A 13,249-nucleotide genomic window follows, 5' to 3' on the forward strand; every position below is an offset into this window, starting at 1 on the left:
CCCGCCGCCCGCCGCCCGCGTCCCCCCCCGCTTACGGCGCCGCCGGCAGCCGGGCCACGAAGTCCGCGACGGCCGCCCGCACGTCGTCCGCCGTCCACTCCAGGCCCGCCGAGCGGAGGGTGACCTCGGTGCACGCGACGCCCGGCCCGGCCTCCTCCCAGCCGTTGGCGAAGAGCAGCACCGAGGTCTCCTCGCCCTGCCGCACCGCCGCCTCGGCCACCACCTCGGGCCGGTACGGCAGCAGCACCTGGAACTCGTGGGTGTGCGGCACCTCGGGGTGCACGCGCGCCCACGGCAGACCGGCCGCGGCGAACCCCTCGCCCAGCGCGGCCGCGACCACGCGCGCGTGGCGCACGTACTCCGGCAGCCGGGGCAGCTCCCGGTCCAGCCCGACCAGCGCCGACAGCGCGGTCGGGAACTGCTGGAAGACCATCCCGCCGTACCGGTGCCGCCAGGTCCTCGCCTGGTCGACCAGGGACCTCGGGCCGGCCAGCGCGGCGCCGCCGAAGCCGTCGAGGGACTTGTAGAACGACACGTACACGCTGTCCGCGAGGCCGGCTATCTCGTCCAGGGGCCGGCCGAAGTGGACGGTCGACTCCCACAGGCGCGCACCGTCGAAGTGCACCACCGCGTCCCGCTCCCGGGCCGCCGCCACGATCTCGGTCAGCTCCTCCCAGGAGGGCAGCAGGAAACCGGCGTCCCGGAGGGGCAGCTCCAGCATCAGCGCCCCGAAGGGCTCGGGGAAGTCGCGGACCTCCTCGGCCGTGGGCAGCCGGGGATCGCTGGTCAGCCGCACCGGACGCAGGCCGGCCACCTGGCTGAGCGCGTGCCGTTCGTGCACCTCGGGGTGGGCCAGGCCGTGCAGCGCCACGGTGGTGTCGCCGGTGCGGGCCGCCCAGCAGCGCAGGGCGACCTGCTGGGCCATCGTGCCGGTCGGGAAGAACGCGGCGGCCTCCGTGCCGAGCAGCGCGGCGACCCGCTCCTCCAGGGCGGCCACGACCCCGTCGCCGTAGACGTCCGCCGGTTCGTCCAGGTCGTACACCGCCGGGGCGGCCTCCTGCAGCAGCGCCAGCCGCTCGCGCATCGTGCCCCGCCAGCCCGCGCGCGACAGCACCCGCCGCGCCTGCCTCTGGGCGACCCCGCGCCGCTCGCGCAGCCGCTGCGCCGCCGACCGCTCCCCGCCCTGCTCCGCCGTATCGCTCATGTGCGGGATCATGCCCTGCGCGGCCCCGGCGGGGCAGCCGGGTTTCCCCGATCCCGCGCCGTGGCGAAGCCCACAGCCTGTGGACGACCGGCCGCGCCGTGCCGGATAGCGTTAACATGACGAGAAATCGTCCGGTACCCAGAGCGGACTGGAACGGGAAGGCCACCGTCGCGTGAGTACAGTCCACCAGCCAGACCTCAAGGACCGCCCCGCGCGGCTCACCGTAGGCGTCGTCGGCGCCGGACGCGTGGGCCCCGCCCTGGCCGCGTCCCTCCAGCTCGCCGGGCACCGCCCGGTGGCCGTGTCCGGAGTCTCCGACGCCTCCCGCAGACGGGCCGAGACGATGCTCCCGGACGTGCCCCTGGTGCCGCCCGCCGAGGTCCTCCGGCACGCCGACCTGGTACTGCTCACCGTCCCCGACGACGCCCTGCCCGGCCTGGTCGCCGGCCTCGCCGAGACCGGGGCCGTACGGCCCGGGCAACTGCTCGTGCACACCTCCGGCCGGTACGGCGCGAAGGTCCTCGACCCCGCCCTGCGCGCGGGCGCGCTGCCGCTGGCGCTGCACCCGGCGATGACCTTCACCGGCACCCCCGTCGACGTCCAGCGCCTCGCGGGCTGCTCCTTCGGCGTCACCGCGCCCGAGGAGCTGCGGCTGGCCGCCGAGGCCCTGGTCATCGAGATGGGCGGCGAGCCCGAGTGGATCGGCGAGGAGAACCGCCCGCTGTACCACGCGGCCCTCGCCCTCGGCGCCAACCACCTGGTGACCCTGGTCGCCCAGTCCATGGAGCTGCTGCGCACGGCCGGCGTCTCCGCCCCCGACCGGATGCTCGGCCCGCTGCTCGGCGCCGCCCTGGACAACGCGCTGCGCTCCGGCGACGCCGCGCTCACCGGCCCCGTCGCGCGCGGGGACGCCGGGACGGTCGCGGCGCATGTCGCCGAGCTGCGCAAGCACTCCCCGCAGGCCGTCGCGGGCTACCTGGCGATGGCCCGCGCGACCGCCGACCGGGCGCTCGCCCACGGCCTGCTGAAGCCGGAGCTCGCCGAGGACCTGCTCGGCGTGCTGGCCGGCGGGGCCGACGGCACGAACGGGACCAACGGCACCGAGGGGAACGCCTGATGACCACCGCCCTGCTCAGCACCGCCGAAGAGCTGCACGCGCGCGTGCGCCGCGGCCGCCGTGCCGTCGTGATGACCATGGGAGCGCTGCACGAGGGCCACGCCACGCTGATCCGCACCGCGCGCGAGATCGCCGGACCGGAGGGCGAGGTCGTCGTCACCGTCTTCGTCAACCCGCTGCAGTTCGGCGCCGGCGAGGACCTCGACCGCTACCCGCGCACCCTGGACGCCGACCTGAAGCTCGCCGAACAGGCGGGCGCCGACGCCGTGTTCGCGCCCGCCGTGGACGAGGTGTACCCGGGCGGCGAACCCCAGGTGCGGATCACCGCGGGCCCCATGGGCGAGCGCCTCGAAGGCGCCTCCCGGCCCGGGCACTTCGACGGGATGCTCACCGTCGTCGCCAAGCTGCTGCACCTCACCCGCCCCGACGTCGCCCTGTACGGCCAGAAGGACGCCCAGCAACTGGCCCTGATCCGGCGCATGGTGCGCGACCTGAACTTCGGCGTGGAGATCGTCGGCGTCCCGACCGTGCGCGAGGAGGACGGGCTCGCCCTGTCCAGCCGCAACCGCTACCTCTCGCCCGGCGAACGCCGCACCGCCCTCGCGCTGTCCCGTGCCCTGTTCGCCGGCCGGGACCGGCACGCCGCACAGGAGGCGCTGCGCGCCCGGGCCCGCGAGGTGCCCTCCACGCACGCGCGTGCTGAGGCGCTGAGCGTCATGGGCGAGTCCCGCGCGGCGGCCGACGCGCACGCCGTCGCCACCGCCGCGCCCGGCGGCCCGGCGGCCGTCCGCGCCGCCGTGCACCAGGTGCTGGACGAGGCCGCCCGCCTCGACCCGCCGCTGAGGCTGGACTACCTCGCCCTGGTCGACCCGTCCGACTTCACCGAGATCGGCGCCGGCTTCACCGGCGAGGCCGTCCTCGCCGTGGCCGCCCGCGTCGGCACCACCCGGCTGATCGACAACCTGCCCCTCACCTTCGGATCCCTCGGAGCCGCCTCGTGACCAGCACAGGCATACGACTGCACGCGCCCGCACCCGGGTGGAGCATCTCCGCGGACGTGGTCGTCGTCGGCTCCGGAGTGGCCGGGCTGACCGCTGCGCTGCGCTGCGAGGCCGCGGGCCTGACGACCGTCGTCGTCACCAAGGCACGCCTCGACGACGGTTCCACGCGCTGGGCGCAGGGCGGCATCGCCGCCGCCCTCGGCGAGGGCGACACCCCGGAGCAGCACCTCCAGGACACCCTGGTGGCGGGCGCCGGCCTGTGCGACGAGGAGGCCGTGCGCATCCTCGTCACCGAGGGCCCCGACGCCGTACGGCGGCTGATCTCCACCGGCGCCCACTTCGACACCGACGACGAGGGCGGCATCGAGCTCACCCGCGAGGGCGGCCACCACCGGCGCCGCATCGCGCACGCGGGCGGCGACGCCACCGGCGCGGAGATCTCCCGCGCCCTGGTCGAGGCGGTGCGCGCGCGTGGCCTGCGCACCGTCGAGAACGCGCTCGTGCTCGACCTGCTGACCGACGCCGAGGGCCGGACGGCGGGCGTCACCCTGCACGTGATGGGCGAGGGCCAGCACGACGGCGTGGGCGCGGTGCACGCCCCCGCGGTGGTCCTGGCGACCGGCGGCATGGGCCAGGTGTTCTCCGCGACCACCAACCCCTCGGTGTCGACCGGCGACGGCGTGGCGCTGGCGCTGCGCGCGGGCGCGGAGGTCAGCGATCTGGAGTTCGTGCAGTTCCACCCGACCGTGCTGTTCCTCGGCGCGGACGCCGAGGGCCAGCAGCCGCTGGTCTCCGAGGCGGTGCGCGGCGAGGGCGCCCACCTGGTCGACGGGGACGGCGTGCGCTTCATGGCGGGGCAGCACGAGCTGGCCGAGCTGGCGCCCCGGGACATCGTCGCCAAGGGCATCACGCGGCGGATGCAGGAGCAGGACGCCGAGCACATGTACCTCGACGCCCGGCACTTCGGCGCCGAGATGTGGGAGCACCGTTTCCCGACCATCCTGGCCGCCTGCCGCGCCCACGGCATCGACCCGGTGACGGAGCCCGTACCGGTCGCCCCGGCCGCCCACTACGCCTCCGGCGGCGTCCGCACCGACGCCCGGGGCCGTACGACCGTGCCCGGCCTGTACGCGTGCGGCGAGGTCGCCTGCACCGGCGTGCACGGCGCCAACCGCCTCGCCTCCAACTCCCTGCTCGAAGGCCTCGTCTACGCCGAGCGCATCGCCGCCGACATCGCCGAGACCCGGGCGGGAGGCGGCCTGGCGGTGCGCGAGCCCGCGACGCTCGCGCACCCCGAGACGCCCGGCCACCCGCTGCTGGCCCCGGAGTCCCGGTTCGCCATCCAGCGGATCATGACCGAGGGCGCCGGCGTGCTCCGCTCGGAGCGGTCGCTGCAGCGGGCCGCGGACCAGCTCCAGCGGCTGCACGGCGAGGCCCGCGACGCCCTGCGGGAGAACGGCAAGACCGCCGAGCCCGGTGTCGACACCTGGGAGGCCACCAACCTCCTGTGCGTGGCCCGGGTCCTGGTCGCCGCCGCCCTGCGCCGCGAGGAGACCCGCGGCTGCCACTGGCGCGAGGACCGCGCCGAGCGCGACGACGCCCACTGGCGGCGCCACATCGTCGTACGGCTCGGCCCGGACCGGTCGCTGGCCGTGCACACCACGGACACCGCAGACTTCCCCCCTACCCGGCCCCAGCGTTCCCAGGAGCAGTGACACACGTGAGCACCGACGACCTTCCCCTCGCCCCGACCGGCGGCTGCGGCGACGGCTGCGCCTGCGGCGCCGAGGGCGACGAGGAGTACCTGGAGTGCGGGCTCGACCCCGCGCTCGCCGAACTGCTGGCCGCCGCCGGGCTCGACCCCGTCGAGGTCGAGGACATCGCCAACGTCGCCATCCAGGAGGACCTGGACGGCGGGGTGGACGTGACGACCGACTCGACCATCCCCGAGGACGCGGTCGCCACCGGCGACTTCACCGCGCGCGAGGCCGGCGTGGTGGCGGGCCTGCGGGTCGCCGAGGCCGTGCTCTCGGTGGTCTGCACCGACGAGTTCGAGGTAGAGCGGCACGTCGAGGACGGCGACCGCGTGGAGGCCGGGCAGCGGCTGCTGTCGGTCACCACGCGCACGCGTGACCTGCTCACCGCCGAGCGCAGCGCCCTGAACCTGCTGTGCCGGCTGTCCGGCATCGCGACCGCCACGCGCGCGTGGGCGGACGTCCTGGAGGGCACCAAGGCCCGCGTCCGCGACACCCGCAAGACCACTCCGGGGCTGCGCTCCCTGGAGAAGTTCGCCGTGCGCTGCGGCGGCGGGGTCAACCACCGCATGTCCCTCTCGGACGCGGCCCTGGTGAAGGACAACCACGTGGTCGCCGCCGGGGGCGTCGCGCCGGCCTTCAAGGCCGTGCGGGAGGCCTTCCCGGAGGTGCCGATCGAGGTCGAGGTCGACACCCTGCACCAGCTCCGCGAGGTCGTGGAGGCGGGCGCCGACCTGGTCCTGCTGGACAACTTCACGCCGGGCGAGTGCGCCGAGGCCGTCGGCATCGCCGGCGGGCGGGCGCTGCTGGAGGCCTCCGGCCGGCTCACCCTCGACACCGCGCGCGCGTACGCCGAGACCGGGGTGGACTTCCTGGCCGTCGGCGCCCTGACCCACTCCTCGCCGATCCTGGACATCGGCCTGGACCTGCGCGAGGCGGAGTAACGCCCATGCTGCTCACGATCGACGTCGGAAACACGCACACCGTGCTCGGGCTGTTCGACGGCGAGGACATCGTCGAGCACTGGCGCATCTCCACGGACGCGCGCCGCACCGCGGACGAGCTGGCGGTCCTGCTGCAGGGCCTGATGGGCATGCACCCGCTGCTCGGCGAGGGCCTGGGCGCCGGCATCGACGGCATCGCCATCTGCGCGACCGTCCCGTCCGTGCTGCACGAGCTGCGCGAGGTCACCCGCCGCTACTACGGCGACGTGCCGGCGGTGCTGGTCGAGCCGGGCGTGAAGACCGGGGTGCCGATCCAGTTCGACAACCCCAAGGAGGTCGGCGCCGACCGGATCATCAACGCGGTCGCGGCGAACGAGCTGTACGGCGGCCCGGCGATCGTCGTCGACTTCGGCACGGCGACCACCTTCGACGCCGTCTCCGCGCGCGGGGAGTACGTCGGCGGGGTCATCGCGCCCGGCATCGAGATCTCGGTGGAGGCCCTCGGCATCCGGGCCGCGCAGCTCAGGAAGATCGAGGTGGCCCGGCCCCGGAACGTGATCGGCAAGAACACCGTCGAGGCCATGCAGTCGGGCGTCGTGTACGGCTTCGCCGGGCAGGTCGACGGGGTGGTGAGCCGGATGGCCCGGGAGCTGGCCGACGACCCCGACGACGTCACGGTGATCGCCACCGGCGGTCTCGCGCCGGTGGTGCTGGGCGAGTCCGCGGTGATCGACGAGCACCAGCCCTGGCTGACCCTCATCGGCCTGCGCCTGGTCTACGAGCGGAACGTCTCGCGGCTGTGAGCCGACCGGCGCCCGGTGGGGCGCCGGTCGCCGCCGTTCACACGAGCGGGTGACACCGGTCGGGGGAAACCCGGCGGCGACACGCGGCGACACACAGCCCGATCCGTCACTTTTGTCCGATTAGCGATAGCGTCGCCGCATGCCCACGCCATACGGATCCCGCGGCGGCATGGCGTTCGGCGCACAGGAGCTGCGTGTGCTCCGCCGCGCCCTCGCCCTCGCCCTTCACCCCGGCCGAGCGTCCGCCGAGGACGTCAAGGACTGCTTCCGGCTCGCCGCGTCCCTGGACGAGGCGATGCACGAGGCGGCCCGGCTGCGCGCCTTCCTGGTGGCCGACCTCGACCGGTACCGCGCCGCCCTGCCGGGCACCGCGGCCGGCTACCTCTCCCTGCTGGAGGAGGTGCTGGCGACCGGGTACCGGCCGGTTCCGGACGATCTGGCCGCTCTGCGGGCGCTGCGCGGGAACCCTCGGGGCGCCGCCCTGCTGGAGCGCTGCCGGTCGCTCGCCGAGCAGGACGTGCGGGCCCGCTTCGCCCAGGGCGCCCGCAAGGTGCCGGCGCCCGCCGTGCCGCCCGCCAGAACGCGTCTGCTGGCCGTCTCGGGCGGTGCGGGGGACGAAGTGGCCCGAGCGGCCGAGGGGCAGGAGAAACCCGCTCAGAAGCCCGCTCCCAAGCCCGGCCAGGCCCCTCCCGGGCGGCCCGAGCGCCCGGCCGGGGACCCCGCCCCCAAGCGCCCCGTCCCGACGCCGGGCGAGGTCTTCCCGCGGCGCAAGCCGCCCGCGCCGCCCGCGGGCCCGGCGCAGACGCGCCAGCTCGCCGCGGGCTGAGACGCCGCGCCCACCCCGCCCCTTTCGTCCCGGCCCGCATGGCTACCCTGGTGTCATGGACTACGTCTCCGCGCTCGTGCCCCCGGTCGTCATGGCCGTGTTCTTCATCGGTGTGGTCAGGGTGATCGTGAAGACCCAGGGCGGGGCCGCCAAGGCCAAGGAGGACGCGGCCGTCGACGCCGCCCTCGCGCGCGTGGAGGGCGGTCGCGAGACCCCCGCCGCCGGCGAGGCCTGAGCCGCCCCACAGACCCCGGCCCGTCAGGGCGTACGCCTCCGCGCACCCTGGTGCTTTGCGAGGCGTGCGCCCTTTTTGTATGCCTTGGCGACCTAAGTGCACGTCCGGCGGGCCTTCGGCTGATTCTCCCACTATTGTTCTGTGCTGTGCCTCGCCCATTGGGAGAACTCGAAGACGCGGTCATGACGCGGGTGTGGAAGTGGAACCGCCCGGTGACCGTTCGAGAAGTCCTGGAAGACCTCCAGCAGGAACGGTCCATCGCGTACACCACCGTGATGACCGTTTTGGACAATCTCCATCAGAAGGGCTGGGTGCGCCGCGAGGCGGAAGGACGGGCCTATCGATATGAGGCCGTCTCCACCCGCGCCGCCTACGCCGCCGCGCTGATGAACGACGCCTGGTCGCAGAGCGACAACCCGGCCGCCGCTCTCGTCGCCTTCTTCGGGATGATGAGCGAGGAACAGCGCCAGGCCCTCAGCGACGCCGTGCGCATCGTCCAGCGACCGGAAACCGCGCCGGCCCCGCACCCCGTACAAGCGCCGGAACCCGCTCAAGCGCCGGAACCCGCGGGTCCCCGCGAAGCGCGGGAAGAGCAGAACCCCGGCGCGGCGGAGGACACCTCCGGGCGATAGCGTCCGCTCATGTCCGCAGAACGTCCCGAAGTCCCCGCGAAAGCCATCACCGTCCGCCGGGCCCGGACCAGCGATGTCCCGGTCGTGCGCCACCTCCTCGACGCCTACGTCCGCGACCGCATCCTGCTCGACAAAGCCATGGTCACCCTTTACGAGGACATCCAGGAGTTCTGGGTCGCGGAACGCGACGACAACGCCGAGGTGGTCGGCTGCGGCGCGCTGCACGTCATGTGGGAAGACCTGGCCGAAGTCCGCACTCTCGCGGTGCGGCCGGGCCTCAAGGGCGCCGGAGTCGGGCACCAGTTGCTGGAGAAGTTGCTGCAGACCGCGCGCTGGCTCGGTGTTCGCCGCGTTTTCTGTCTGACCTTCGAAGTCGACTTCTTCCAGAAGCACGGCTTCGTGGAGATCGGTGAGACGCCGGTCGACACCGATGTGTACGCGGAGCTGTTGCGTTCCTATGACGAGGGCGTCGCGGAGTTCCTGGGTCTCGAACGAGTGAAACCGAACACCTTGGGCAACAGCCGGATGCTTCTGCATCTGTGATCGCCATTGCCTCGGTGCCCTATGTCCGAAACGCGCATGTTTCCGGACCGCGGCGGGCCCCCGGGTCTCTCCCAGGGGTTTGTGTTTTTCCGGCAAAAGCGGTTTGCTTTCCGACGTACTGCAGTACTGCATATAACAGGGGGCGGCGAAACGGCGGGCGCCGTACACACCCTGGCCCTCAACGTTATCGATGAAAGGAAATCCGGTGGCACAGAAGGTTCAGGTCCTTCTTGTCGACGACCTCGACGGCGGCGAGGCGGACGAGACGGTTACGTTCGCACTGGACGGCAAGACGTACGAGATCGATCTCACGACCACCAATGCGGACAAGCTGCGTGGCCTTCTCGACCCCTATGTGAAGGGCGGGCGTCGTACCGGAGGCCGTGCCGCGGGCGGACGTGGAAAGGCGCGCGCCGCTTCCGGTGGCAACCAGGACACGGCGGCGATCCGCGCCTGGGCGAAGGAGAACGGTTACGAGGTCAACGACCGCGGCCGTGTTCCCGCGTCCATTCGCGAGGCCTACGAGAAGGCCAACGGCTGATTTCCCCGGCAGGCGGGCGGCCGGGCGTTCGCGCGTCCCAGCCGGACGCGGTGGCAGTGCGTCGCCAGCGTTTCCACCAGCCGTACGAGATCGGGGGCGCCTGTCGGGCCCCCCACGGCCGGCATCGCCGGCAGCGAGGCCTCGGCCTCACCCCCCGGCCCGGGGGGCCGCAGCCACACGGCGGCCCCCTGCACGGGAACGGAGCCGTGCCCGGCCGCGGAACCCCGCCCCGGCGGCAGCGCCCCTGAGCGGGCCTCTCCGGGCCGCGCAGGCGCCTCCGTGAGGTCGCCGGCGCCCAGCGCCCGCAGATCCAGCGCGACCCCGCGCCACTCCAGCCACTCCAGCACCCCCGGCAGCTCCTCCGCGCCGCCCACGGCCACCAGCAGCCGCATCCGCTCGCCCCACAGGGCCACCGGGGAACCCGGCCCGAGGTGCCGGAGCGCGGGGGCGCCCGCCTCGGCCGGCACGTCCAGGACGTCGAAGCGCACCCCTGTGACCAGCATCGGAGGCCGTCCGGGCACGGTCGGCCAGCCCAGCTCGTTCTCGTACCAGTGCAGGGTCCCGGTGTCCGGGCCGCCCGGCACCCCGGCCGCCCGCGGGGCGGACGGCACCGGATCGAGCGGACGACGGGGAAGGGGGACCGATGAGGTCATGGGGACCGAGCCAGCCATGCCGGGTGCAACCGCCGGACCGGGCCGCTGGTTACGCTGGGCGCTCCGCCCGTCGCGCGGTGTGCGGGGAAAAGGGGCGCTCGGGAGCCCGGGCAGGCGCAAGGTTGTTCGCCCATAGCGGAGGGAACCGGTGGGCGCGGCATGGAGTGTCCGTCCCAGCGGGTAAGACATGCCTAGTGGGAGGGGGCGACACGCAGGACGGACGGCCTCACGTTCGCCATCGGCGTACTGGCGACTGGGGTAACTGCCTGGCCTGCGGGAACATCGTCTCGCACCATCGGGTTGGGACAGATGTCGGCGTTCGGGGTCAGGAGGCCATCGACGGTGTCGGCAGTTGGAATGAGCGGTCCCCGCTTGCGGGACTAAGCTGCGGAAGGACAGGGAGGGGAAGTTCCCCCCACTGCCTGACCGCTCTGAGGAGCGATTAACGATGTTCGAGAGGTTCACCGACCGCGCGCGGCGGGTTGTCGTCCTGGCTCAGGAAGAAGCCCGGATGCTCAACCACAACTACATCGGCACCGAGCACATCCTCCTGGGTCTCATCCACGAGGGCGAAGGTGTCGCCGCTAAGGCCCTGGAGAGCCTCGGCATTTCGCTTGAGGCGGTCCGCCAGCAGGTGGAGGAGATCATCGGCCAGGGCCAGCAGGCCCCGTCCGGTCACATCCCCTTCACTCCCCGTGCCAAGAAGGTCCTGGAGCTGTCGCTCCGCGAGGCCCTTCAGCTGGGCCACAACTACATCGGCACGGAGCACATCCTGCTCGGCCTGATCCGTGAGGGCGAGGGCGTCGCCGCCCAGGTCCTGGTCAAGCTGGGCGCAGACCTCAACCGGGTGCGGCAGCAGGTGATCCAGCTGCTCTCCGGTTACCAGGGCAAGGAGACCGCCACCGCCGGCGGCCCTGCCGAGGGCACCCCCTCGACGTCCCTGGTCCTCGACCAGTTCGGCCGGAACCTCACCCAGGCCGCTCGTGAGTCCAAGCTCGACCCGGTCATCGGGCGCGAGAAGGAGATCGAGCGGGTCATGCAGGTGCTGTCCCGCCGTACCAAGAACAACCCGGTGCTGATCGGTGAGCCCGGCGTCGGCAAGACCGCCGTCGTCGAGGGCCTCGCCCAGGCCATCGTCAAGGGCGAGGTGCCCGAGACCCTCAAGGACAAGCACCTCTACACCCTGGACCTCGGTGCGCTGGTCGCCGGCTCCCGCTACCGCGGTGACTTCGAGGAGCGCCTGAAGAAGGTGCTCAAGGAGATCCGCACCCGCGGCGACATCATCCTGTTCATCGACGAGCTGCACACGCTGGTCGGTGCGGGCGCCGCCGAGGGCGCCATCGACGCGGCCTCCATCCTGAAGCCGATGCTGGCCCGCGGTGAGCTGCAGACCATCGGCGCCACCACGCTGGACGAGTACCGCAAGCACCTGGAGAAGGACGCGGCCCTCGAGCGCCGCTTCCAGCCCATCCAAGTCGCCGAGCCGTCCCTGCCGCACACGATCGAGATCCTCAAGGGTCTGCGTGACCGGTACGAGGCCCACCACCGTGTCTCCATCACGGACGAGGCGCTGGTGCAGGCGGCCACCCTGGCCGACCGCTACATCTCGGACCGCTTCCTGCCGGACAAGGCGATCGACCTGATCGACGAGGCCGGCTCCCGGATGCGCATCCGCCGGATGACCGCTCCGCCGGACCTGCGCGAGTTCGACGAGAAGATCGCCGGCGTCCGCCGGGACAAGGAGTCCGCGATCGACTCGCAGGACTTCGAGAAGGCCGCGTCCCTGCGCGACAAGGAGAAGCAGCTCCTGGCCGCCAAGGCCAAGCGGGAGAAGGAGTGGAAGGCCGGCGACATGGACGTCGTCGCGGAGGTCGACGGCGAGCTGATCGCCGAGGTCCTCGCGACCGCCACCGGCATCCCGGTCTTCAAGCTGACCGAGGAGGAGTCCTCGCGTCTGCTCCGCATGGAGGACGAGCTCCACAAGCGGGTCATCGGCCAGGTCGACGCCGTCAAGGCGCTGTCCAAGGCGATCCGCCGTACGCGCGCCGGTCTGAAGGACCCGAAGCGCCCGGGTGGTTCGTTCATCTTCGCCGGCCCGTCCGGTGTCGGTAAGACCGAGCTGTCCAAGGCCCTCGCCGAGTTCCTCTTCGGTGACGAGGACGCGCTGATCTCCCTCGACATGTCGGAGTTCAGCGAGAAGCACACGGTGTCGCGTCTGTTCGGTTCGCCCCCCGGCTACGTGGGCTACGAAGAGGGCGGCCAGCTGACCGAGAAGGTCCGCCGCAAGCCGTTCTCCGTCGTCCTGTTCGACGAGGTGGAGAAGGCCCACCCGGACATCTTCAACTCGCTGCTGCAGATCCTGGAGGACGGTCGTCTGACCGACTCCCAGGGCCGGGTCGTGGACTTCAAGAACACGGTCATCATCATGACGACCAACCTCGGCACCCGGGACATCTCCAAGGGCTTCAACCTGGGCTTCGCGGCCCAGGGCGACACGAAGTCCAACTACGAGCGCATGAAGAACAAGGTGTCGGACGAGCTCAAGCAGCACTTCCGCCCCGAGTTCCTCAACCGCGTCGACGACGTGGTCGTCTTCCCGCAGCTCACGCAGGAGGACATCCTGCGGATCGTCGACCTGATGATCAGCAAGGTGGACGAGCGCCTGAAGGACCGGGACATGGGCATCGAGCTCTCCCAGACCGCCAAGGAGCTGCTGTCCAAGAAGGGTTACGACCCGGTGCTGGGCGCCCGGCCGCTGCGCCGCACGATCCAGCGCGAGATCGAGGACACGCTCTCGGAGAAGATCCTCTTCGGCGAGCTGCGCCCCGGTCACATCGTGGTCGTGGACACCGAGGGCGAGGGCGAGTCCCAGACCTTCACCTTCCGCGGCGAGGAGAAGTCGGCGCTGCCCGACGTCCCGCCGATCGAGCAGGCGGCCGGCGGCGCCGGTCCGAACCTGAGCAAGGACGCGTAACCCCTCCGGGGTCACGACGGAC

The 13,249-nt window shown here is 72.6% G+C and carries 12 protein-coding genes and 1 pseudogene; 11 read left to right on the forward strand and 2 right to left on the reverse strand.

The features are described 5' to 3' along the window. Positions 1-31: 31 nt before the first annotated feature. Entirely contained in the window at positions 32-1,204 is a 1,173-nt protein-coding gene (locus ACZ7JA_RS11600) for a threonine aldolase family protein (RefSeq protein ID WP_470807954.1), read from the reverse strand. Positions 1,205-1,376: 172 nt separating this feature from the next. Here ACZ7JA_RS11600 and ACZ7JA_RS11605 point away from each other — a divergent pair, with 172 nt between their 5' ends. The 10 genes and pseudogenes from ACZ7JA_RS11605 to ACZ7JA_RS11650 all read left to right on the forward strand — a co-directional run bounded on the left by ACZ7JA_RS11605 (position 1,377) and on the right by ACZ7JA_RS11650 (position 9,600). Next, entirely contained in the window at positions 1,377-2,321 is a 945-nt protein-coding gene (locus tag ACZ7JA_RS11605; RefSeq protein ID WP_389300832.1) for a Rossmann-like and DUF2520 domain-containing protein, read from the forward strand. After that, positions 2,321-3,322 (forward strand): annotated as a pseudogene (panC, locus tag ACZ7JA_RS11610) (pantoate--beta-alanine ligase); the annotation flags it as partial. The gene ACZ7JA_RS11605 and the pseudogene panC, both read left to right, overlap by 1 nt. Continuing rightward, on the forward strand, positions 3,319-5,037 hold the full coding sequence (locus ACZ7JA_RS11615; protein ID WP_470807955.1) for an L-aspartate oxidase: 1,719 nt from the start codon (positions 3,319-3,321) through the stop codon (positions 5,035-5,037). The pseudogene panC and the gene ACZ7JA_RS11615, both read left to right, overlap by 4 nt. A gap of 5 nt (positions 5,038-5,042) precedes the next feature. After that, positions 5,043-6,020, forward strand: a complete 978-nt coding sequence (nadC, locus tag ACZ7JA_RS11620; RefSeq protein WP_351667264.1) for a carboxylating nicotinate-nucleotide diphosphorylase — start codon at positions 5,043-5,045, stop codon at positions 6,018-6,020. Between the two features lie 5 nt (positions 6,021-6,025). Further along, a complete protein-coding gene (locus ACZ7JA_RS11625) occupies positions 6,026-6,823 on the forward strand; it encodes a type III pantothenate kinase (protein ID WP_351667262.1) in 798 nt (265 codons plus the stop codon). A gap of 169 nt (positions 6,824-6,992) precedes the next feature. Next, positions 6,993-7,649 (forward strand): hypothetical protein, encoded by a 657-nt coding sequence (locus ACZ7JA_RS11630; RefSeq protein ID WP_470807977.1) that lies wholly within the window; start codon positions 6,993-6,995, stop codon positions 7,647-7,649. A gap of 55 nt (positions 7,650-7,704) precedes the next feature. Next, positions 7,705-7,884, forward strand: a complete 180-nt coding sequence (locus ACZ7JA_RS11635; protein ID WP_351667260.1) for a hypothetical protein — start codon at positions 7,705-7,707, stop codon at positions 7,882-7,884. 182 nt (positions 7,885-8,066) lie between these two features. Further along, on the forward strand, positions 8,067-8,516 hold the full coding sequence (locus ACZ7JA_RS11640; RefSeq protein WP_450743328.1) for a BlaI/MecI/CopY family transcriptional regulator: 450 nt from the start codon (positions 8,067-8,069) through the stop codon (positions 8,514-8,516). Between the two features lie 9 nt (positions 8,517-8,525). After that, a complete protein-coding gene (locus tag ACZ7JA_RS11645) occupies positions 8,526-9,059 on the forward strand; it encodes an amino-acid N-acetyltransferase (RefSeq protein WP_351667258.1) in 534 nt (177 codons plus the stop codon). A gap of 205 nt (positions 9,060-9,264) precedes the next feature. Beyond that, positions 9,265-9,600 carry a histone-like nucleoid-structuring protein Lsr2 gene (locus ACZ7JA_RS11650; RefSeq protein ID WP_199211446.1) on the forward strand — a complete coding sequence of 112 codons (336 nt, stop codon included), beginning with the start codon at positions 9,265-9,267 and terminating at the stop codon, positions 9,598-9,600. On the opposite strand, the gene ACZ7JA_RS11655 is transcribed toward ACZ7JA_RS11650, so the two are convergent. Next, the gene (locus ACZ7JA_RS11655; protein WP_470807956.1) at positions 9,579-10,271 is read right to left on the reverse strand and encodes an SCO3374 family protein; all 693 of its coding nucleotides are present in this window, start codon (positions 10,269-10,271) and stop codon (positions 9,579-9,581) included. The two genes, ACZ7JA_RS11650 and ACZ7JA_RS11655, sit on opposite strands and share 22 nt — an antisense overlap. Positions 10,272-10,701: 430 nt before the next feature. On the opposite strand from ACZ7JA_RS11655, the gene ACZ7JA_RS11660 reads away from it, so the two are divergent. Further along, positions 10,702-13,227, forward strand: a complete 2,526-nt coding sequence (locus ACZ7JA_RS11660; protein WP_351667254.1) for an ATP-dependent Clp protease ATP-binding subunit — start codon at positions 10,702-10,704, stop codon at positions 13,225-13,227. Positions 13,228-13,249 lie beyond the last annotated feature (22 nt).

This window comes from Streptomyces sp. NPDC038135 (genome assembly GCF_055601245.1).